Origin of the sequence: Achromobacter ruhlandii, assembly GCF_902859695.1 — a bacterium.
GTDB lineage: Bacteria > Pseudomonadota > Gammaproteobacteria > Burkholderiales > Burkholderiaceae_B > Achromobacter > Achromobacter ruhlandii.
In genome coordinates this window covers 1-19,071 of record NZ_CADIJL010000060.1, presented here as the reverse complement: position 1 = coordinate 19,071, position 19,071 = coordinate 1, and the positions used below count along the sequence as shown (strand labels likewise).

18 protein-coding genes and 1 pseudogene are annotated in these 19,071 nt (G+C 70.9%); 10 read left to right on the top strand and 9 right to left on the bottom strand.

The window, feature by feature from the left end; all coding sequences use genetic code 11:
• Positions 1-254: 254 nt before the first annotated feature.
• Positions 255-1,430, top strand: a complete 1,176-nt coding sequence (locus HV742_RS31300) for a low temperature requirement protein A (protein ID WP_175147232.1) — start codon at positions 255-257, stop codon at positions 1,428-1,430.
• A gap of 36 nt (positions 1,431-1,466) precedes the next feature.
• Here the strand turns inward: HV742_RS31300 and HV742_RS31295 are convergent, their stop codons facing one another.
• Positions 1,467-2,387 carry a helix-turn-helix transcriptional regulator gene (locus tag HV742_RS31295; protein ID WP_175147231.1) on the bottom strand — a complete coding sequence of 307 codons (921 nt, stop codon included), beginning with the start codon at positions 2,385-2,387 and terminating at the stop codon, positions 1,467-1,469.
• Between the two features lie 211 nt (positions 2,388-2,598).
• Between HV742_RS31295 and HV742_RS31290 the strand changes: the two genes are divergently transcribed.
• Genes HV742_RS31290 through HV742_RS31280 form a run of 3 tightly spaced genes read left to right on the top strand, consistent with a single transcriptional unit; the run spans position 2,599 to position 6,999 of the window.
• Positions 2,599-4,656, top strand: coding sequence for a TonB-dependent receptor (locus HV742_RS31290; protein ID WP_175147230.1), 2,058 nt, complete (start codon positions 2,599-2,601; stop codon positions 4,654-4,656).
• Between the two features lie 22 nt (positions 4,657-4,678).
• Positions 4,679-5,701 carry a class I SAM-dependent methyltransferase gene (locus tag HV742_RS31285; protein ID WP_100509244.1) on the top strand — a complete coding sequence of 341 codons (1,023 nt, stop codon included), beginning with the start codon at positions 4,679-4,681 and terminating at the stop codon, positions 5,699-5,701.
• Positions 5,698-6,999: an MFS transporter gene (locus HV742_RS31280; RefSeq protein WP_175147229.1), complete on the top strand. Its 1,302-nt coding sequence runs from the start codon at positions 5,698-5,700 to the stop codon at positions 6,997-6,999. Before HV742_RS31285 ends, HV742_RS31280 begins: the two co-directional genes overlap by 4 nt.
• Positions 7,000-7,079: 80 nt before the next feature.
• Here the strand turns inward: HV742_RS31280 and HV742_RS31275 are convergent, their stop codons facing one another.
• Positions 7,080-7,919, bottom strand: coding sequence for an IclR family transcriptional regulator (locus HV742_RS31275; RefSeq protein WP_100505382.1), 840 nt, complete (start codon positions 7,917-7,919; stop codon positions 7,080-7,082).
• 205 nt (positions 7,920-8,124) lie between these two features.
• Here HV742_RS31275 and HV742_RS31270 point away from each other — a divergent pair, with 205 nt between their 5' ends.
• On the top strand, positions 8,125-9,777 hold the full coding sequence (locus HV742_RS31270) for a GMC family oxidoreductase (protein WP_175147228.1): 1,653 nt from the start codon (positions 8,125-8,127) through the stop codon (positions 9,775-9,777).
• Between the two features lie 68 nt (positions 9,778-9,845).
• Positions 9,846-11,180 (top strand): MFS transporter, encoded by a 1,335-nt coding sequence (locus tag HV742_RS31265; RefSeq protein WP_063580773.1) that lies wholly within the window; start codon positions 9,846-9,848, stop codon positions 11,178-11,180.
• A 49-nt stretch (positions 11,181-11,229) separates the two neighbouring features.
• Here HV742_RS31265 and HV742_RS31260 read toward each other — a convergent pair whose 3' ends face one another.
• Positions 11,230-12,240 (bottom strand): aldo/keto reductase, encoded by a 1,011-nt coding sequence (locus tag HV742_RS31260; RefSeq protein WP_175147227.1) that lies wholly within the window; start codon positions 12,238-12,240, stop codon positions 11,230-11,232.
• 175 nt (positions 12,241-12,415) lie between these two features.
• Positions 12,416-13,474 (bottom strand): serine hydrolase domain-containing protein, encoded by a 1,059-nt coding sequence (locus HV742_RS31255; protein ID WP_175147226.1) that lies wholly within the window; start codon positions 13,472-13,474, stop codon positions 12,416-12,418.
• 166 nt (positions 13,475-13,640) lie between these two features.
• Between HV742_RS31255 and HV742_RS31250 the strand changes: the two genes are divergently transcribed.
• Positions 13,641-14,627, top strand: coding sequence for a tripartite tricarboxylate transporter substrate-binding protein (locus HV742_RS31250; protein ID WP_175147225.1), 987 nt, complete (start codon positions 13,641-13,643; stop codon positions 14,625-14,627).
• 60 nt (positions 14,628-14,687) lie between these two features.
• Here the strand turns inward: HV742_RS31250 and HV742_RS31245 are convergent, their stop codons facing one another.
• On the bottom strand, positions 14,688-15,251 hold the full coding sequence (locus HV742_RS31245; protein ID WP_231891541.1) for a TetR/AcrR family transcriptional regulator: 564 nt from the start codon (positions 15,249-15,251) through the stop codon (positions 14,688-14,690).
• A 104-nt stretch (positions 15,252-15,355) separates the two neighbouring features.
• Here HV742_RS31245 and HV742_RS31240 point away from each other — a divergent pair, with 104 nt between their 5' ends.
• Both HV742_RS31240 and HV742_RS31235 read left to right on the top strand, forming a co-directional pair.
• Entirely contained in the window at positions 15,356-15,880 is a 525-nt protein-coding gene (locus HV742_RS31240) for a carboxypeptidase-like regulatory domain-containing protein (RefSeq protein ID WP_254601320.1), read from the top strand.
• A gap of 114 nt (positions 15,881-15,994) precedes the next feature.
• Positions 15,995-16,528 (top strand): hypothetical protein, encoded by a 534-nt coding sequence (locus HV742_RS31235; RefSeq protein ID WP_175147224.1) that lies wholly within the window; start codon positions 15,995-15,997, stop codon positions 16,526-16,528.
• Between the two features lie 113 nt (positions 16,529-16,641).
• On the opposite strand, the gene HV742_RS31230 is transcribed toward HV742_RS31235, so the two are convergent.
• The 3 genes from HV742_RS31230 to HV742_RS31220 all read right to left on the bottom strand — a co-directional run bounded on the left by HV742_RS31230 (position 16,642) and on the right by HV742_RS31220 (position 17,871).
• Positions 16,642-16,968 (bottom strand): hypothetical protein, encoded by a 327-nt coding sequence (locus HV742_RS31230; RefSeq protein WP_059270927.1) that lies wholly within the window; start codon positions 16,966-16,968, stop codon positions 16,642-16,644.
• Positions 16,958-17,464: a 2-thiouracil desulfurase family protein gene (locus tag HV742_RS31225; protein WP_175147223.1), complete on the bottom strand. Its 507-nt coding sequence runs from the start codon at positions 17,462-17,464 to the stop codon at positions 16,958-16,960. Before HV742_RS31225 ends, HV742_RS31230 begins: the two co-directional genes overlap by 11 nt.
• Positions 17,465-17,616: 152 nt before the next feature.
• Positions 17,617-17,871, bottom strand: a complete 255-nt coding sequence (locus HV742_RS31220) for a hypothetical protein (protein WP_054416572.1) — start codon at positions 17,869-17,871, stop codon at positions 17,617-17,619.
• 119 nt (positions 17,872-17,990) lie between these two features.
• Here HV742_RS31220 and HV742_RS31215 point away from each other — a divergent pair, with 119 nt between their 5' ends.
• Complete coding sequence (locus HV742_RS31215) at positions 17,991-18,797, top strand: AraC family transcriptional regulator (protein ID WP_059270931.1); 807 nt, start codon at positions 17,991-17,993, stop codon at positions 18,795-18,797.
• A 28-nt stretch (positions 18,798-18,825) separates the two neighbouring features.
• Here the strand turns inward: HV742_RS31215 and HV742_RS31210 are convergent.
• Positions 18,826-19,071: pseudogene (locus HV742_RS31210) on the bottom strand (hypothetical protein); the annotation flags it as partial.

Sequence of the window (19,071 nt, the reverse complement as noted above, 5' to 3'; positions counted from 1 at the left end):
GGCGCGGCCCCGGTGGCGGCGCTGGCGGGCGGCTATCGCGTGACCTTCCTGGCCGGCGCGGTGATCGCGGCCTTGGCGGCGGCGCTGGCCGCCGCGCTGGTGCGCTCGCGCAACCGCGAGCTCGGCGGACACGGCGACGCGCCGGCCGGGCACTGAGGCGTCGCGGACGCGCCACGTCTTTTGAATTCTTTACGATTGGCCGGCAAGGCCGGGAGTAATCTGGCGACGCCCCCTACCGGATAGGAAGCGCCGCCATGACATTCCTTGCCAGCGCCAATCTGCTGCGCCACCGCGACGGCCATGAGGCCCGCGTCACCTTCGTCGAGCTGTTCTTCGACCTGGTCTATGTCTTCGCCGTGACGCAGCTGTCGCACAGCCTGCTGCACGACCTGACCCTGATGGGCGCGGTGCACACGCTGGTGCTGTGGTTCGCGGTGTGGCTGGGCTGGCAATACACCTGCTGGGTCACCAACTGGTTCGATCCCGACGCGGTGCCGATGCGGCTGATGCTGTTCGCGGTGATGCTGGCCGGGCTGGTGGCGGCGGCGGTGCTGCCGGGCGCCTTCGGCGAAAACGGGCTGATCTTCGCGGTCTGCTACGTGCTGATCCAGGTGGGCCGCACGCTGTTCGTGGTGCTGCACCTGGGGCCGTCGCATCCGCTGGCGCCGAATTTCCGCCGCATGCTGGGCTGGCTGTGCATCTCGGCGGTGTTCTGGATCGCCGGCGGATTGGCCTCGGGCGATACGCGGCTGGCGTTGTGGATCGTGGCGGTGGCCTGCGAGTATTTTTCGCCCATGGCCGGCTTCTGGCTGCCCGGCCTGGGCCGCTCCAGCACCCGCGAATGGACCATCGAGGGCGGCCACCTGGCCGAGCGCTGCCAGCTGTTCGTGATCGTGGCGCTGGGCGAGACCCTGCTGATCACCGGCGCCACGCTGGGCGAGCACCCGCACTGGGACATCCCCACCCTGATCGCGCTGCTGGCCGCGTTCCTGGGCACGGCGGCGATGTGGTGGGTGTATTTCGACACCAGCAGCAAGGACGGCAGCGAGGCCATCGCGCACCACGCCGATCCGGGCCGGGTCGGGGCCTACTTCCACTACGTGCACGTGATCCTGATCGCCGGCGTGATCGTCTCGGCGGTGGCCAACGAACTGGTCATCCTGCATCCGGACGGCCGCATCGTCACGGCGGCCGCCGCCGCGCTGCTCGGCGGCCCGGCGCTGTACCTGCTGGGCAACGGCATCTACAAGACAGTGGTGTATGGCCGCTTCCCGCTGTCGCACGTGGCGGGGCTGGTGCTGCTGGCCATCCTGGCGCCGATCGCGTTCGTCACCGACAACCTGATGGTCGGCGGGCTGACGACGCTGATCATGATGCTGGTGGCCGGGTGGGAAAGCGTGTCGCGGCGGCGGATGCGGGCGGCGCATTAGAGCGGCCAGGGGCCAACGGCATCGTTGCGCGCCGCATCAACGCCGCTTGCCGAACACCGACTTCGGCGCGCGGCCATGGAAGCGGGTAAACGCAGCGCTGAAATTGGCCGGGTGGCGGTAGCCGACCCGGTACGCCGCCTGCGCCACCTGGCAGCCGGTCTCCAGCAACTCCCAGGCGCGGCGCATGCGCATCTCGGTCAGCAGCCGCATCGGGCTGTTGCCGTATAGCGCCCGAAAGCCCTGCTTGAGCTTGAATTCATTCAACCCGGTCGCCAGACACAGGTATTGCAACGTCAGTTCGCGATCCATCTGTTCGCGCATCAGCGCATGGGCCCGCTCCAGCCGGGCAATGTCGGCCTGGCTGAACCGGCCCGCCGCTGGCGCCGGCGCCAGCGCGCGCAACTGGCGTGACAACAGGGTCAATGCCTTGATGTGGATGTCCAGCGGGTCGCTGGCCCGCGCCAGCTCGGCCGCGACGGCGGCCAGGTCGGCGCTGGTGCGGCCCTGCGCCAGCCGCCGCAGGCCGCCGGCGCCGAACAGCGCCTCGGCCTGGTCCTCGCCGACGTAGCGGCGCAGCGCCGCCTCGCCCACCAGCAGGCGCAGTTGCGAGACGGTGCAGCCGCCCAGGTAGCGGCGCTCGCCCAGGTGACGGCGGAAGGCGGTCACCGTGGTCTGGCCGCCGCGGAAATCCAGCTCGGCGCCATCCGCGCCGCGATAGGCCGACGCGCCGCGCAGCGCCAGCGTGACGACCAGCGTGCGCCCGCCGTGCTCGGCGGCGTTCTCCTCGATCAGGTCGCGCACGGGGGTGTATTGCGAATGCACCAGGGCCAGCCCCTCGCCCAGGTCCAGACGGTCGGCCACGCACTCGCCCACATCCGCCGGCAGCGCCAGCCGCGACCAGCCGGGACGGGCGGCCGGACCGGGTTGGGCGAGCGTGGTGGAGATGCGCAGGGACATGGTTTCGACGGGAGGTGACGGGTGGCGGGACGGAACCGGGATGGCGCCGGGACGGGTGCCTGAAATCGGCTCAGGCGCGGCTACGCCGGCATGCATACGAATCCATCCGGTTCGCATATGAATGCTAATGATAGGTGTTCGCATAAGGAAATACCATCTTCGGGACGGCGCCGCGCGTCCGGCCGCCGTGACTGCCTGCACAGGAATCCCGATGAACCGCCCTCTTCCCCACCCACGCGCCGCCTGCGTTCTGCTGTGGCTTTGCGCCACGCCCGCCGCGCTGGCGCAACCGGCCGCGCCCGTCTCCCCGCATTCTCCCGCGTCTTCCACCGCATCAACGCCGGTTTCCCCCGCGCCCGCCGCGCAACTGCCCGCCATCACCGTCACCGCCGACAAGCAGGAACGCGCCCTCGAATCGCTGCCCGGCAGCCTGTCGGTGTTCGACGGCGACATGCTCGAAAGCCAGGGCGTCGTCGATCTGGCGGGCCTGCAGCGCATCACGCCCGGCCTGACGTTCCAGCCGTTCGGCCAGGCCGGTGTCAATGCGGCCGTGATGCGCGGCCTGTCGGCCAATTTCTTTTCGTTCTCGACCTCGACCCTGCTGGTGGTGGACGGCGTGCCCACGCTGGTGGCGCAGGGCTTCGACGACCAGTTGCTGGACATCGACCGCGTCGAAGTACTGCGCGGCCCGCAATCGGCGCTCTATGGCCGCAACGCGGAAGCCGGCGTCATCAACGTCCATACCCGCCAGCCGGGCGACAGCCTGCGCGGCAGCGTCTCGACCACCGTGGGCAGCCGCGACCTGCGCATGCTGCGCTTCGACCTGAGCGGGCCGATCATCGACGACACGCTCTACGCCAGCGTGGCCGGCGCCTGGCGCGGCCAGAACGGCTTCATCGACAACACCTACACGGGCCGGCGCGAGGACGACCGCGAACTGCGCAACGGCAAGCTGGCGCTGCGCTGGACGCCGTCGGCGCGCACCGACGCCACCTTGCGCTATGCGCAGATCAACTACCGCGACGGCGCCGCGCTGTGGGGCTCGCCCACGGCCTCGCGCGCCACCGTGGCGTCCGGCACGCCGAGCTGGAACCGGTCCATCGGCCGCAGCGCGTCGCTGTCGCTGCGCCACGACCTGGACGACGGCCTGCGCCTGACGTCGGTGACGGCCTGGAACGATCTGCGCGACCGCGTGCAGCAGGACACCGATTTCCAGCCCGCCGACCTGCTGCACATCGCCCGCGACCACCATTTCCGCAATCTGTCGCAGGAGCTGCGGCTGGAGGGCGCGCTCGGCCGCGCCCACTGGCTGGCGGGGCTGTACGCGGACGGCGACGACCATGACCTGCGCAACACCCAGAAAATGCCGCGCGGCCTGACCGAAAGCGTGGTGCGGCTGCGCGGCCAGTCCGGCGCCGCCTTCACCCACTGGAGCGTGCCGCTGGCCGAGCGCTGGACCCTGGAGGCCGGCGCCCGCGTCGAGCGCGACGCCGTGCGCTTCACGCCGCAAGGCGACAGCGCGCGCCGCGCCGACTGGACCCGCGTCACGCCCAAGCTGGCGCTGCAATACGCCTTCGCGCCGCGCCAGCAGGTCTACGCCTCGGTCGCGGATGGCTTTCGCGCGGGTGGCTACAACGTTTTTTCGCCGGCCGCCGACTACGCCGCCTACCAGCCGGAAACGCTGCGCGCGTACGAGATCGGCGCCAAGGGCTGGCTGCCCGGCAACCGCCTGCGCTACGCCGCCGCGTTCTACGTGATGACGGTCGACAACATGCAGGTGCAACAGATGCCGCTGCCGGGCCTGGTGTACGTCACCAACGCCGCGTCGGCGCGTTCGATCGGGGCGGAATTCGAGCTCGAATACCTGCTGGGCCAGGGCTGGTCGTTGCAGACCGGATTGGGCTTGAACCGCACCCGCTTCAGCCACTTCCGCGATGGCGCCAACGACTACGGCGGCAACCAGAACCCGTTCGCGCCGCGCCTGAACGGCCACCTGACCGCGCGCTACGACGCCCCCGCCGGCTGGTACGCGCAGGCCTCCCTCAGCGGCACCGGCCCGGTCTACCTGGACGCCGCCAACCGCTACCGCCGCAACGGCTACGCGCTGGTCAACCTGGCCGCCGGCGTCACCGTTCGACAGGTGGAAATCGCCGCCTACGTCAACAACCTCGCCAACCGCCGCTACGACGCGGTGGGCTACCAGAACGGCATCGTCACCGTCTACAGCCCGCAGCGCGAAGTGGGCCTGCGCCTGACCTGGCGCCTTTGATCGTTAACACAAGGAACCCGCCATGCCGACTTCCCCCTTGCCCCTGCAACGCTATTGGGACCTGGCCGCCGCGCCGGTCGAAACCGCCGCGCTCGACGCCGCCCTGGAACTGGACCTGTTCGCGCACCTGGTCGCGCCGGCCAGCGCCGCGCACGTCGCGCAGGCGCTGGCGCTGCGCCCCGCCGCCGCCGAGCACCTGCTGGACCTGCTGTGGAGCCTGCGTCTGCTGCACCGCATCGCCGGCGAGCCGCCGCTCTACCGCTGCGGGGTCACCGCGCGCGACCACTTCGTGGCGGGACGGCCCCACTACTGCGGCGACGCCTGGCGCTACCGGCGCCGCGCGCTGGCGCAGTCCGGCGAGCAGTTGATGCAACGGTTGCGCCAGGATCCCGCCGCAACACCCGCCGCCCCGTCCGAGGCCGGCGCATGGGCCAACGCGGCGCGCGTGCAGATCGGCCAGGAGCAACGCGCCCTGGCCGTGGCGGCGGCGCGCGAGGCGGTCGCCTGCGTGCCCGGCGCCGACGCGGCGCGCCGCATCCTCGACCTGGGCGGCGGTCCGGGCCTCATCGGCATCGCGCTGGTGCAGGACCGCCCGCAGGCCAGCGGCGTGGTGTTCGACTGGCCCGAGACCGCCGCCGTGGCGCGCGAGAACATCGCCGCCGCCGGGCTGGCGGCGCGCATGGTGGCGGTGGGCGGCGACCTGGCCACGGCCGATATCGGCGCCGGCTACGACCTGATCTGGTGCTCGTCGGTGCTGCATTTCGTGCCCGACGCCGCCGCCACGATCCGCAAGATGCACGACGCCCTTGCGCCGGGCGGGCTGCTGGTGATGGCGCATGCCGAGGTCCCGGACGACGCCGACGCCGCCGCGCGCGTGCTGCGCTATTACCTGCCGATGCTGCTGCTGGGCCGGCGCGTCACGCGCCAGGGGGAACTGGCCGACGCGCTGCGCGCCGCCGGCTTCGCCGAGGTGCGCGGCTTCGACGCCGACCGCTTTCCGCTGGCGCCGCTGCATGTGCTGTCGGCGCGCCGGGCCGCGCCATGACGCCGCGCATGCGCCACGGCCTGGCCCAGGCCCTGTTCGGCTGGCTCAACCTGGCGCTGACCGCGCCGGGCGTCTATCTGTGGCTGGGCCTGCCGCTGGTGCTGCGCCAGCACGGCTGGTCCGGCACCGCCCTGGGCCTGTTCCAACTGGCCAGCCTGCCGACCGTGTTCAAGTTCCTGCTGGCGATGCCGCTGGACCGGCGCGGCGCGGGCCAGTGCGGTTATCGGCGCTGGACGGTGGCGCTGCTGCTGGCCTACGCCGCCGTGCTGCTGGCGCTGGGCTGGCGCGACCTGCTGAATGACGGCGTCACGCTGTTCGCGCTGGCGGCCGCCGCCGCGCTCGCCGGCACCTGGGCCGACGTGCCCGTCAACGCGTTGGCGATCCGCGTGCTGCCGGCCGCCGGCCGCGCCTCGGCGGGCGGCATCCGCTCGATGGCGCTGTGCCTGGGCGCCATCGCCGGCGGCGGCCTGATGCTGCTGGCGCAGGCGCGCTGGGGCTGGCAGGCGCCGTTCCTGATCATGGCGGGCGCGCTGGCGCTGGGCGCGGCGCTGACCTTGCTGCTGCGGGAGAGCATGGATGCCGGGCGAGCCGACGACGGCGCGATTGCCTCGCGCGACGAACACCTCGACACGAACGACGCGGCGACGCTGGATGACACAAAGGGGCAACCCTGCGCGCCCCCGCAAGCCGCCGACACCACCTCGACCACGCGCCACGCCATCGCTTACCTGCGCCTGCCCGCCAGCCGCCGCTGGCTGCCGCTGCTGGCCCTGCTGTTCCCCTTCATCGGCGCCGGCTGGTTCTATCTGAAGCCGCTGCTGCTGGACCAGGGGCTGGCGCCGCAACGCGTGGCCTGGCTGGTCGGCGTCGCGGGCGGCGCGATCGGCGCCGTGGCCAGCATCGCGGGCGCGCGGCTGCTCAAGCGCCTGGGCGCGGGCCGCGCGGTGCGGCTGCACGCCGGCGCCGGAGTCGCCGCGTTGCTGGCGTTGACGCTGGCAATCGGCCTGAACGCGGCCCCGGCCGTGCTGGCGGCCTGCGCCATGATGGTGGCGGCGGCCATGGGCGCCACCGCCGCCTTGGCGTTCGGCCTGATGATGTCGCACGCGCGGCCGGGCCTGCAGGCGCTGGACTACGGCATCCAGTCCAGCCTGTTCGCACTGACGCGCATCGCCGCGCCGCTGGCGGCCGGGATCCTGCTCGATGTGGCCGGTCCGGTCGCGATGCTGGCGACGTTGACGGCGGGCGCGGCGGCCGTGCTGGCGCTGGCTTGGCGGCGGGCGGCCGCGCTGCCGGGATAAGGACTTGCGTTACCGGGCCTCGGGCGCTCAATCCTGAAAGGCGCCACCCGCGCCAGCCATCGGGCGCCCTGCCGCCGCCCTCAACCGCCCGGCCGGTGCTCGGCCAGCACCGCGCGCATCGACTGCGCCGCGCCCTGCAGCACCGGCACCGCGCGCAGCAAGTCGTCGAGCATCAACCGCGCGGTGGGCGCATGGCACGCCACCGCCGCCACCACGCGGTCCTGCGCGTCGCGCACCGGCACCGCCACCGCGCTCATGCCGCGCACGAACTCCTCGTTGTCGATGCCGATGCCGCGCGTGGCCAGGCGTTCCAGTTCGTCTTCGAGCCGCGCCGGGTCGGTCAGCGTGCGCGGCGTGTTGCGCGTGAGCGGCAGGCGCGCCAGCACCCGGCCGCGCTCCAGCCGGCTCATCGACGCCAGGAACAGCTTGCCGCTGGCGGTGCAGTGCATCGGCACGTGGCTGCCGACCGCGAAGAACAGGCGCAGCGGTTCGGTGGTCTCGACCCGCTCCATGTAGATCACCTGGTCGCCGTCGGGCGCGGTGAGATTGCAGGTCTCGCCCAGCTTGCCGACCAGTTGCGCCAGGACCGCGCGGCAGGCGCGCGTGAAGGCCGAGGCGTGCAGCGTCGACAGCGCCAGCGCGGTGGCCTGCGGCCCCGGCACGAAACCGTTTTCGGTGGGCGTGGCGGCGACAAAACCGGCGCGCTGCATGGCCGCCAGCAAGCGCATCAGGGTGGACTTGGGCATGTCCAGGCGCTGCGCCAGTTGCGCCAGCGTGGGCGGATGCTGGGCGCGCGCCAGGTAGTCCAGCACCACCAGCGCGCGCAGCGAACGCGAGGCATCCTGCGGCTCGTCGGCGTCGGGCGTCCGTGCCGATGCTGCACTGCGATTTTGAAACCGAAGATCCATGTTCTGTGCCATTTCCCCGTTCCCGCGCTTGCCGCGCTTTCTTTCCCGTGGCGGCTTCCTAGAATCGCCACAGATACGGAACCTTTGCGCGTCGCCGCGCCCCCCTCGCATCAGGCCAGTATATAAGTGCGCGGCGGCGCGGCAAGCAGGGTAAACGCGCCGTCCGGACGAGGGACTCCCCGCGTCACGGCACGGCCAGGCCAAGGAGGAAACAGACATGTCCGATGCCGTGGACTACATCGTGGTGGGGGCCGGTTCCGCCGGCTGCGTGCTGGCGAACCGCTTGAGCGCCAGCGGCCAGCACAGCGTGTGCCTGCTGGAGGCGGGGCCGCCGGACCGCTCGCCCTGGATCCACATCCCCATCGGTTACGGCAAGACCATGTTTCACAAGGTGCTGAACTGGGGCTACTACACCGAACCCGACCCCAACATGCTGGACCGCCGCATCTACTGGCCGCGCGGCCGCACGCTGGGCGGTTCCAGCGCCATCAACGGCCTGATCTACATCCGCGGCCAGCGCCAGGACTACGATGCCTGGGCCGCCGCCGGCAACCCGGGCTGGCGCTGGGACGACTGCCTGCCCTACTTCCGCAAGCTGGAAAACAACGACCTTGGCGCCGGCGCCACGCGCGGCACCGAGGGGCCGCTGAACGCCACCTCCATCAAGACGCCGCATCCGCTGGTCGAAGGCCTGATCGGCGCCGCCGGCGCGCTCGGCCTGCCGCACGTGCGCGACTTCAATACCGGCGACCAGGAAGGCGTGGGCTACTACCAGCTGACCACCCGCAACGGCCGCCGCTGCTCCACCGCCGTGGCCTACCTGCGCCCGGCGCGCGGCCGCGCCAACCTGCGGGTGGAGACCGGCGCGCACGCCATGGCGATCCTGTTCGAGGGCAGCCGCGCCTGCGGCGTGCGCTACCGCCAGGACGGCCAGGTGCGCACCCTGCGCGCCCGCCGCGAGGTGATCCTGTGCGCCGGCGCGCTGCAATCGCCGCAACTGCTGCAACTGTCGGGCGTGGGGCCGGCCGCGTTGCTGCGGCGCTTCGGCATCGGCGTGGTGCGCGACCTGCCCGGCGTGGGCGAGAACCTGCAGGACCACCTGCAGATCCGCCTCATCTACGAGACGCGCCGCCCCATCACCACCAACGACCAGCTGCGCACCCTGCACGGCCGCGCCGCGATGGGGCTGCAATGGCTGCTGTTCCGCGGCGGGCCGCTGGCGGTGGGCATCAACCAGGGCGGCCTGTTCTGCCGCGTCGATCCGGCCAGCGCCACGCCCGACACCCAGTTCCATTTCGCCACGCTGTCGGCCGACATGGCCGGCGGCAAGGTGCATCCGTTCTCGGGCTGCACCTATTCGGTGTGCCAGTTGCGGCCGTCCTCGCGCGGCACGGTGCGGTTGCGCAGCGCCGATCCGTTCGAGGCGCCCGCCATGCAGCCCAATTACCTGTCCACCGAGCTGGACCGCCGCATGACGGTGGCGGCGGTCAAGTACGCGCGCCGGCTGGCCACCACCGAACCGCTGGCCGGCCTGATGAAGCGCGAATTCCGGCCCGGGCCCGAGGTGCGGAGCGACGACGAGATCCTGCACTTCTGCCGCGAGTACGGCGCGACCATCTTCCACCCCTCAGGCACCGCGAAAATGGGGCCGCGCGAAGACCCCATGGCCGTGGTCGACGAGCGCCTGCGGGTGCACGGCGTGAGCGGACTGCGGGTGGTGGACTGCTCCATCATGCCGACGCTGGTCTCGGGCAACACCAACGTGCCGGTGGTGATGCTGGCCGAGCGCGCGGCCGACTTCATCCTGCAGGACCTGCACGCGGCGCGGCCGCGCGTCCAGGCGCAGCCGGCATTGCAACAGGCGGCATGACATGAACTGACCGCAATCCGCGGAGCGGCCCCGCAGAGCGCCGCCCGCTTCCCCCAAAGGAGACAGGCATGGCCAAGCAGAACGAAACCGCGGTGAGAAAAGTCGTCGCCGCGTCGCTGATCGGCGCCACCATCGAGTGGTACGACTTCTTCCTGTACGGCGTGGTCGCCGGCATCGTGTTCAATAAGCTGTACTTCCCCACTGGCGACCCGCTGGTCTCGACCATGCTGGCCTACACCACCTTCGCGGTGGGCTTCATCACGCGGCCGCTGGGCGGGCTGGTGTTCGGCCATTTCGGCGACCGCATCGGCCGAAAGAGCATGCTGGTGATGACGCTGATGATCATGGGCGTGTCGACCTTCCTGATCGGCCTGGTGCCCACCTATGACAGCATCGGCATCTGGGCGCCGATCCTGCTGCTGCTGTTGCGCGTGTTCCAGGGCATCGGCCTGGGCGGCGAATGGGGCGGCGCGGTGCTGATGGCCTACGAATACGCCCCGCCGGGGAAAAAGGGCTATTACGCCTCGCTGCCGCAGATCGGCCTGGCGATCGGCCTGTGCCTGGCGTCCGGCACGGTGGCGCTGCTGTCGACGCTGCTGACCGACGCGCAGTTCATGGCCTGGGGCTGGCGCCTGGCGTTCCTGGCGTCGGCCGCGATGGTCGGGGTCGGCATGTACATCCGCCTGAACATCAAGGAAACGCCCGAGTTCGCGGCGGTCAAGCGCGACAACGCCGAAAGCCGCATCCCGTTCATGGACATGATCCGCCGCTATCCCGGCAACGTCGCCAAGGGCATGGGCGCGCGTTACATCGACGGCGTGTTCTTCAACGTCTTCGGCGTGTTCTCGATCTCGTACCTGACCCAGACATTGCAGATCACGCGCACGGAAGCGCTGACCGGGGTGATGGCGGCGGCGCTGGTGATGTGCTTCACCATCCCCTACTTCGGCCGGCTGTCCGACCGCATCGGGCGCACGCGGGTGTATTTCTGGGGGTCGCTGATCACGGCGGTGGCGGCCTTCCCCGGCTTCTGGCTGATGCTCAACAGCCAGGGCAGCGTGATGCTGGTGTGGCTGGCCATCATCATTCCGTTCGGCATCTTCTACGCCGCCGTCTACGGGCCCGAGGCCGCGCTGTTCTGCGAGCTGTTCGACGCCAAGGTGCGCTACACCGGCATCTCGTTCGTCTACCAGTTCTCGGGCATCTTCGCCTCGGGCATCACGCCCATCATCGCCACCGCGCTGCTCAAGACCGGCAATGGCCAGCCGTGGCTGATCTGCCTGTACGTGCTGTTCTCGGGCGTGGTCTCGGCGCTGTGCGCATGGCTGATCGGACGCGGCGGGCGCAGCGCGGCGCGCGATGGCGCGGCGCCGCCCGCCGGCGCGAAGCTGCGCAAGGCCTAGGCCCGGCGCGTCGGGCGGCGGCCGGCAGCGGCGCCGCCCGTGCCCGCCGTCAGGCCACCGTGACCGGACGGCCGTGGAACGGATAGTTGGGATCGTTGTAGCCGTGGGTCGAGGCGTGGCCCGGCGTGACCCAGCTGTCCACCAGCGCCTCGTCCTCGGGCGTGATGGTGACGTCCAGCGCGGCGTAGTAATCGTCCATCTGCGCCAGCGTGCGCGGGCCGGCGATGACGCCGGTGACGATCGGATTGGCCAGCACCCAGGCGGTGGCGAAATGCCCCGGCTGCACGCCGCGGGCGGCGCTGTGCTCGACCAGCCGCTGCGCGATCCGCAGCGACTCTTCCCGGAACTCGGTGGCCAGGATACGGCGGTCGCCGCGCCCGGCGCGGGTGTCGGCGGCCGGCGCCTGGCCCGGCAGGTACTTGCCGGTGAGCACGCCGCGCGCGATCGGGCTGTACGGCACCACGCCCAGGCCGTAGTGCTGGCAGGCCGGCAGGATCTCGACCTCGGGGCCGCGATTGAGCATGTTGTAGTACGGCTGGCACACCACCGGCTGCGGCACGCCCAGTTTTTCGCACAGGCGCAGGGTTTCGGCGATGCGCCAGCCGCGGAAGTTCGACAGCCCGAAGCTGCGCAGCTTGCCGGCGCGGATCAGGTCGCCCAGCGCCCACAGCGCTTCTTCCAGGTTTTCCTCGTGGTAGTCGCGGTGCAGGTACAGGATGTCCAGGAAATCCGTGCCCAGCCGCGCCAGGCTCTGCTCCACGCCGCGGATCAGCCACTGGCGCGAATAGTGCGACTGGTTCGGGCCCTTGCCCACCACGTTGCCGATCTTGCTGGCCAGCACCCAGTCTTGGCGCTGCCCTTGCAGCAGCTTGCCCACCACTTGCTCGGACCGGCCGTCGTTGTAGACGTCGGCGGTGTCGATGAAATTCAGGCCGTGGTCGCGCGCGGATGCGACGATGCGCGCGGCCTCGTCATCGGGCGTCTGCTCGCCGAACATCATGGTGCCCAGGCACAGGGGCGATACGCGAAGATTGCTTGATCCGAGACGGCGGTAGTTCATGGCGAAATCCTTGGTCGGCGCGCGGGGTGCGCGGGGGAAGCGAAACAGAAAGCGAAGCGATGCGGCGCGCCCGGGGCGCGGCGGGCAAAGGGGCATGTTGCCAGAAGCGGGCCGGCGCGCCGCTGAAAATCCCTGCCCCGGGCAGGGACTCCACGCGCGGCACGCCCGTGGCGTGTCAGGCCGGCTGGGCGTCCACCGCCGCCAGGATCTTGCCGAACAGCGCATCGGCATGCGCCGAATCGAGCCAGCGCACGATCACCACCAGCTTGCGCTCGGGCTCGACCCAGGTGAACGAACTGCCCGCGCCCACGCCGAAGAAACTGGACGCCGGCACGCTCGGAAACACGCGGCCCTCGTGGTTCAGCCAGATCAGGTAGCCATAGTACGGCGCGATCGCGCACGGTTGGCGCATCTGCGCAATCCATTCGGGCGACAGCACCTGGCGGCCGTCGGCCGCGCGGCCCTGGTTCAGCAGCATCTGGCCGATCAGCGCCTGGTCGCGGGCGCTGATCGACATGCCGCCGCCCCAGTGCGAGCCGCCCGGCACCGACGGCATGCGCTGGCCGTCGATCTCGACCCAGGCGTTGTCGTAGCCGACCCATTGCCAGTTCTCGCTGGCGCCCAGCGGCCGCGTGACGGCCTCGCGGAACACCTCGGGCAAGGGCCTGCGGAACAGGTGCAGCAGCGCGTACGACAACTGGTTGATGCGCACGTCGTTGTATTCCCAGTACGTGCCCGGCGCCTGCAAGGGACGGGCCTCGCCCTTCTTGCCGTCCGGCGGCACGCCGAAGGTGACGGCGCGATAGCGGTCGGCCTGGTCGGAGACGCCGAAGCGTTCGCCCTCCCATTCGCTGGTCTGCTGCAGCAGGTGGCGCCAGGTGATCCGCGCATTGCGGCCCTGGTCGAAGCCGATGCCGGGCACGCGCTTGGCGACCGGTTCATCGACATCGGGCAGCAGGCCGCGGTCGTGCGCCAACCCGGCCAGGATCGCCAGGTACAGCTTGGCCACGCTGAAGGTCAGGTCGGCGCGGTCGGGTTCGCCCCACGCGGCGATCTCGCGGCCCTCGCGCAGCACCACGCCCGACACCGGACCGCGGTCGTGCAGCGGGCCCAGCAGGCGGTTCCAGGGCGGCGGATCGTTCTGGTGCACGCCGAAAACGCCGCCGACGCTGCGGTCCCAGGCGGTTTCGTGGTCGTTGGCGAACTGGATCGCCTGCTGCATGAGCGCGTTCATTGTTTCCCTTGTGTTGTCGTTGGCCAGTGGCGCCTGCGAGTATATCCAGGCGCGCGCGACGCGATATCGCCCGGGGCAATAAGCAAGGCGGGAATCAATCGTTGGCGCGGCGGCGCGACGCCGGTAGAGTCCAACGCCCCGCATCATTGAATCCACCGCTGAATCCATGTCGATCCCCCATCGGGCCGCACGCGCCCCCTTCCGCCGCTTCTCCGCCCTGCTCCTGGCCATTGCCGCCGCCTGTGGCGGCGCCGCCCATGCCGAGCAACGCGTCATCCGCGTCGTCGTGCCCTACGGCACCGGGGCGGTGCAGGACACCATCGCCCGCGCCATCAGCGATGAGCTGGGTCGGGCGCTGAACGCCTCGATCGTGGTGGAGAATCGCGCGGGCGCCGGCGGCACGGTCGGCACCGCCCAGGTGGCGCGCGCCACGCCCGATGGCAACACGCTGGTGCTGGCGGCCGCCAGCCACCACATTGCCGGCTACCTGTACAAGAACCTGGGCTACGACCCTTACAAGGACTTCACCGGCGTGGCCTATGTGGGCAACACCGGCTACATCATCCTGGCCTCTTCCAGCCTGAAGGTGGCCAACACGGCCGAATTCATCCAGGCGATCAAGGCCAAACCCGGCGCCTACGATTACGCCTCGGCCGGCAACGGCAGCGCCTCGCACCTGGGCATGGCCGCGTTCCTGACCGCGGCCGGCGCGCAGATGCAGCACATCCCCATGAAGTCCACCGGCGACGCCGTGACCGAGCTGCTGGCCGGCCGGGTGCAGGCCGTCACCGCCGCCACTATCGGCGTCACGGGCTACCGCAACGATCCGCGCGTGACGTTCCTGGCCTACACCGGCAAGCAGCGCTCACGCTTCGCGCCCGACCTGCCCACGGTGGCCGAAAGCGGACTGCCCGGCTATGCCTTCGATTCCTGGCTGGGCCTGCTGGCGCCCGCCGGGATCGCGCCGGCCGAGCGCGACAGGCTCAACGCCGCGGTCAACAGCGTGCTGGCCGATCCCAAGGTGCAGGCGCGCCTGGCGGCGCTGGGCGTGGAGGCCGAGGCCAAGTCACCGGCGCAGTTCCGGGCGTTGCTGAAGGCGGATTGGGAGGCGGCCGGCAAGCTCGTGGCGGCTTCGGGCGCGCGGGTGGAATAGCCGCCGTGATCCCGAGGCCCTGCCCGGCGGCCGGCGCCGCCGCCGGCCAACGCAGCGCCGTCAGCGCTGCAGCACCCCTTGCAGGAACATCGTGGTGATGAAGTCGGCCAGCGCCTCGCGCTCTTCGGCGTTGGGCTCGCGCCGCGTGAAACGCTCGATCACGCCCATGAAGGCATGCGACAGCCAGTCCGGCGGAATGTCCTTGCGGAACACGCCGGCGCGCTGATCGATGCGGATGTTCTCGGAAATCATCTCGACCAGTTCGTCCTTGAGCGCCTCGGCCGCGTCGACCTGGAAAAAGCCGATGCGGGTCAGGTTGCGATCCTCCTGCAGGATGCCCAGCCAGTTGGTCACGCCGCGGCGCACGCGCTCCTCGACCGGCAGGTTCTGCTGGTCTTCATAGAGGCGCGCCTGGCAGACTTCCTGGCGCAAGCGCTGGGCGAACATGCCTACGAGTTCGTCGTAGGCCGCCTGCTTGCCGGCGAAATACTGATAGAACACAGGTTGCGTCACGCCCGCGCGGGCGACAATGTCGCTGATCCGGGTGTGCTGGAATCCGCGCTCGGCGAATTCCGCCGCCGCGACTTCCAGAAGTTGCAGCCGGGTGCGCTCACCTTTCGTCAAACGCTTATCCTGCGGTACAGATGGGGGTGGTGCCGTCGTCATCGCGTGAAAATACTATCCTTCCGGCCTTTTTGCCATACATTCGTGCATACATAGAAACCCTGATGATCCGATTGTCGCGTCCGTTCCACTTTGGCTGCGCCGCCGCGTTCACCCTGGCCCTGTCCGGTTGCGTACCTTACCCCACTTACAAGACGCTGCAGCCACAGTCGGCCATCACCGTGCAGGACGAGGCCGGGCAGCCGGTGGCCGACGCCCGGGTGGTGTTGATCGCCGGAGCCTATCCGTACGGCTATGACCGCTTCCGCAACGAGGCGCGCACCGATGCCGGCGGCCGGGCCCGCTTCGAGGCGCGCCGCGAGTGGCGCGTCGAGGTCCTGGCCATCCATGGCGCGGAAGTGTTCTTCTGGAACTGGTGCGTCGAAAAGGCCGGCTATGCCACCTATGCCACGCAGGACCGCAACGCCGACGCGTTCGAGCCGCAGCCGGTCATCCGCCTGCGGGCCGGACCGTCGACCCCTTGCGACAATCCGCGCGGCTCGCCTTTCATGCGCGAGCCGCCGGCCGCGCGCGGGGCCCAGGCGCCGGACGCCGCCGGCGCGCCGGCGAATCTGCCGCCAAGCCCCTGAAATCACTTGAAATCTTCATAACTCTTGACACAACTATTGCGTCGCGGCGGCGTTACATTACGGTATCGCCAGTGTCCGCGGCACGCGGGCGCCCGGCGGCTCAGGAGCAAGATCATGAAGCGGTTCACAGGTCGTATGGTCGGCGTCGCGCTGGCACTGGCCTTGGCAAGTTCCCCCGCGCTGGCGGGCGGGTATCGGGGTGGATACCACGGAGGCGGCTATCACCATCATCACGGCGGTGGCGGCGGCAGTGGCTGGTGGGTGGGCGGCGCGCTGGCATTGGCGGCCACGGGGCTGATCCTGGCGGCCAATTCCGGCCCCTCGTATGTGCAGACGGGCGTCTACGCGCCCGGCGTGTCGTACTACAGCCCGCCGGTGTACGCGGCGCCCGTGTATGAAGCGCCCCCGGTTTACAGCGCTCCCCCGGTCTATCAGGCGCCGACGCAATACGCGCCGGTGCAGTACGAGCCGGCGCCGCCGGTCAACCGGGCGCAGGCCAGCGCCTCGACCGATTGCCAGCGCTGGGCCATGAACCAGAGCGGCTACGATCCGGCCACCATCTCGCAATGGACCACGCAGGTCATGGTGGACAGCTACAACCGCGCCATGGATTCCTGCATGAACAGCCGCGGCTACCGGGCCAACTGAGGCGCCGGCTCAAACGCCAACCGGGGCCTGCCGCCCGCCACCACGAGCGCCCCCCCAGGGGCGCTCGTTGCATTGGCGCGGCCGCTGCCGGGCCACCCCCGCCGCACGGCGCGTCAGGCGCGCCGGCGTCCCCAGCCGTGCCAGGCGAAGAACAACCCGGCGGCCAACGCCAGCGCCGCCGGCAGGACCCAGACGAAACCGCTATCGGTGTAGACGACCTGCTCGACCGGATCGTAATAACGGCCCAGTTCGTTGAAATCCCATTTCAGGTATTGCGCGTACCAGAGCCAGCCGAAGAAGGCCGCGCACAGCAGCGACACCACCGCGCCGATCCGCGCCAGCAGGCGTCCGCGTCCGACCCCGGCCACCAGCCGCCAGGCCGTCATCACCCCGGCCGCCACGGCCACCAGCACCAGCCAGTCGCCCACGTTAAACCCCATCGCCGGCCTCCAGGCGAGCCAGGCAGGCGGCCGCTTCGGCCCATTGGTGTTCGCTGAAGACGCGCACGCCCGCCTCGGCCAACAGACGCGCGGTGACGCCGACACCGGGCAGACGCCGGCCGGAAAAGCTGCCGTCGTAGACATAGCCGCTGCCACAGGAGGGGCTGCCCTCCTTGAGCACCGCGATGCGGATGCCGCGTCGCCGCGCCACCTCCAGCGCCTGCCGCGCGCCTTCGACGAACGGCCGGGTGGCGTCCTCGCCCGACACGGTCATCACGCGGGCGCGGCCGGCCAGTACCGCGACGGCATCGGCGCCCGGCTCGATCTCGGCCGGCGGGCGCGGGATCGGCAGGCCGCCGGCCACCTCGGGACAGACCGACACCACCCTGCCAGCTTCGAGCCAGCCGGCCAGCACGGCGTGATCGCCCGGCACCGAGCGGCCGTCGTAGCGGACGGGATGGCCGAGCAGACAGGCGCTGACGAGAACGTATTGCATCGACATTCCGGGAGATGGACGCATGCGGCCATGCGCCCGGCAAAGGTCTCATGATAGAACAGGCCGCCGCCCTGCCGCGCCCGCCGCGCTGGGCGGATCAGGCGTGCGCCGCCTCGCGCGGCCGCCCCCATCGCCGCGCGAGGCGTTGAGTTTCAATAGGCCGCCTCCAGCCATTGCCGCAGCGCCGCATCGCGCACCTCCAGCACCTCGAACAATCCCAGCGCGCGCAAGGCTGGCAGCGCCTCGCGCAGATCGGCGCCGGCCAGTTCGCGGGCGCGCGGCGTGGCGCCCGCGTCGCACCAGAGGCGCGCGTTGGCCAGGAATGCGCCGACCGTGCCTTTGCGCACGGTCACGCCCTGGAAATCCGCGCTATCGCGGTCGTCCGGCAATACATCCTGGGCTTTCATGGTTTTCTCCAATGGGTGAGCACGGGAACCAGCGTAGTCGCCCATGGCCGGTAAATCTGCGGTATTTTGGTCAATCCATACCGTATTTTTGCCAATCCGCTCGCCCGTCGATCCCTCGCATGACGCGTCTCGCCGATCCCGCCTCGCCCCTGATCGCTCCCGCCCTGGCCGCCGCGCGCGGCGGGCCGCGCCTGCTGGCGGTGCGCCGGCGGGACAAGGCCGTGCGCCACACGGCGCCGCACCGGCACGCGCGCGGGCAGTTGTTTGGCGCTTACGAGGGCCTGCTGACGGTGCTGGCCGGCGACCGCCAATGGGTCGCGCCGGCCGCCCACGCCGTGTGGATTCCGCCCGATTGCCCGCACGGGTTGCGCTCGCATGGCCCCTATGCCGGCTACAGCGTCTACCTGAGCGCGGCGGCGTGCGCCGGCCTGCCGGATGCGCCCTGCGCCTTGCAGGCGTCGGCGCTGCTGCTGGCGGCGGTGGAACGGGCCGCCAGTTGGCGCGGCGACGCCTGGGACGCGGCCCGCCTGCGCATCGTCGAACTGGTGCGCGACGAGATCCGCACCCTGCCGCGCGCCGGCGACGGCTTGACGCTGCCGCGCGATGCCCGGCTGCGGCGGCTGGCGCTGGCCTGGTCCGATGCGCCCGCCGACACCCGGCCGCTGGCGGCATGGGCCGTTGCAATCGGCATGGCGCCGCGCACGCTGGCGCGGCGCTTCCTGGCCGAAACCGGCCTGACGCTGGGCGCCTGGCGCCAGCGCGCCCGGCTGATGCGGGCCCAACAGATGCTGGCGGCCGGCCACGGCGTCACCACCGCCGCGCTGGAGACGGGCTACGACAACATCAGCGCCTTCATCGCCGCGTTCAAGCGGGAATACGGCGTGACGCCCGGCCGCTATGACGGCCGGGGTCCGTTGATCGCCTGAGGCTTGCGCCGCGCGGTCGCGGCCGCGCTCATTCGGCGTCGGCGGCCTTGCGCGGACGGCGCGCGCGCGGCGCGGTCTTGGCCGCCGTCTTGCGCGCGGTCTTGCGGGCCGGCTTGGCCGGTTCGCTGTCCGCCGAGGTGGCGGCGGGTTCTGGCGCGACCACCGCAACCTGCGTTGGGGCTGGCGGCGCCTCGCCGGCCATGTCCTGCGCCGGCGCAGGCGAGGCGTTGCCCGCGCGCGCCGTCTTGGCCGCGCCACGGCCGCCGCGCGTGGC

What these genes read in the sequence shown, in the direction of transcription:
- HV742_RS31300 (WP_175147232.1), top strand. Translation starts at nt 255, where the DNA reads ATGACATTCCTTGCCAGCGCCAATCTGCTGCGCCACCGCGACGGCCAT.
- HV742_RS31295 (WP_175147231.1), bottom strand. Translation starts at nt 2,387, where the DNA reads ATGTCCCTGCGCATCTCCACCACGCTCGCCCAACCCGGTCCGGCCGCC.
- HV742_RS31290 (WP_175147230.1), top strand. Translation starts at nt 2,599, where the DNA reads ATGAACCGCCCTCTTCCCCACCCACGCGCCGCCTGCGTTCTGCTGTGG.
- HV742_RS31285 (WP_100509244.1), top strand. Translation starts at nt 4,679, where the DNA reads ATGCCGACTTCCCCCTTGCCCCTGCAACGCTATTGGGACCTGGCCGCC.
- HV742_RS31280 (WP_175147229.1), top strand. Translation starts at nt 5,698, where the DNA reads ATGACGCCGCGCATGCGCCACGGCCTGGCCCAGGCCCTGTTCGGCTGG.
- HV742_RS31275 (WP_100505382.1), bottom strand. Translation starts at nt 7,919, where the DNA reads ATGGCACAGAACATGGATCTTCGGTTTCAAAATCGCAGTGCAGCATCG.
- HV742_RS31270 (WP_175147228.1), top strand. Translation starts at nt 8,125, where the DNA reads ATGTCCGATGCCGTGGACTACATCGTGGTGGGGGCCGGTTCCGCCGGC.
- HV742_RS31265 (WP_063580773.1), top strand. Translation starts at nt 9,846, where the DNA reads ATGGCCAAGCAGAACGAAACCGCGGTGAGAAAAGTCGTCGCCGCGTCG.
- HV742_RS31260 (WP_175147227.1), bottom strand. Translation starts at nt 12,240, where the DNA reads ATGAACTACCGCCGTCTCGGATCAAGCAATCTTCGCGTATCGCCCCTG.
- HV742_RS31255 (WP_175147226.1), bottom strand. Translation starts at nt 13,474, where the DNA reads ATGAACGCGCTCATGCAGCAGGCGATCCAGTTCGCCAACGACCACGAA.
- HV742_RS31250 (WP_175147225.1), top strand. Translation starts at nt 13,641, where the DNA reads ATGTCGATCCCCCATCGGGCCGCACGCGCCCCCTTCCGCCGCTTCTCC.
- HV742_RS31240 (WP_254601320.1), top strand. Translation starts at nt 15,356, where the DNA reads ATGATCCGATTGTCGCGTCCGTTCCACTTTGGCTGCGCCGCCGCGTTC.
- HV742_RS31235 (WP_175147224.1), top strand. Translation starts at nt 15,995, where the DNA reads ATGAAGCGGTTCACAGGTCGTATGGTCGGCGTCGCGCTGGCACTGGCC.
- HV742_RS31230 (WP_059270927.1), bottom strand. Translation starts at nt 16,968, where the DNA reads ATGGGGTTTAACGTGGGCGACTGGCTGGTGCTGGTGGCCGTGGCGGCC.
- HV742_RS31225 (WP_175147223.1), bottom strand. Translation starts at nt 17,464, where the DNA reads ATGCAATACGTTCTCGTCAGCGCCTGTCTGCTCGGCCATCCCGTCCGC.
- HV742_RS31220 (WP_054416572.1), bottom strand. Translation starts at nt 17,871, where the DNA reads ATGAAAGCCCAGGATGTATTGCCGGACGACCGCGATAGCGCGGATTTC.
- HV742_RS31215 (WP_059270931.1), top strand. Translation starts at nt 17,991, where the DNA reads ATGACGCGTCTCGCCGATCCCGCCTCGCCCCTGATCGCTCCCGCCCTG.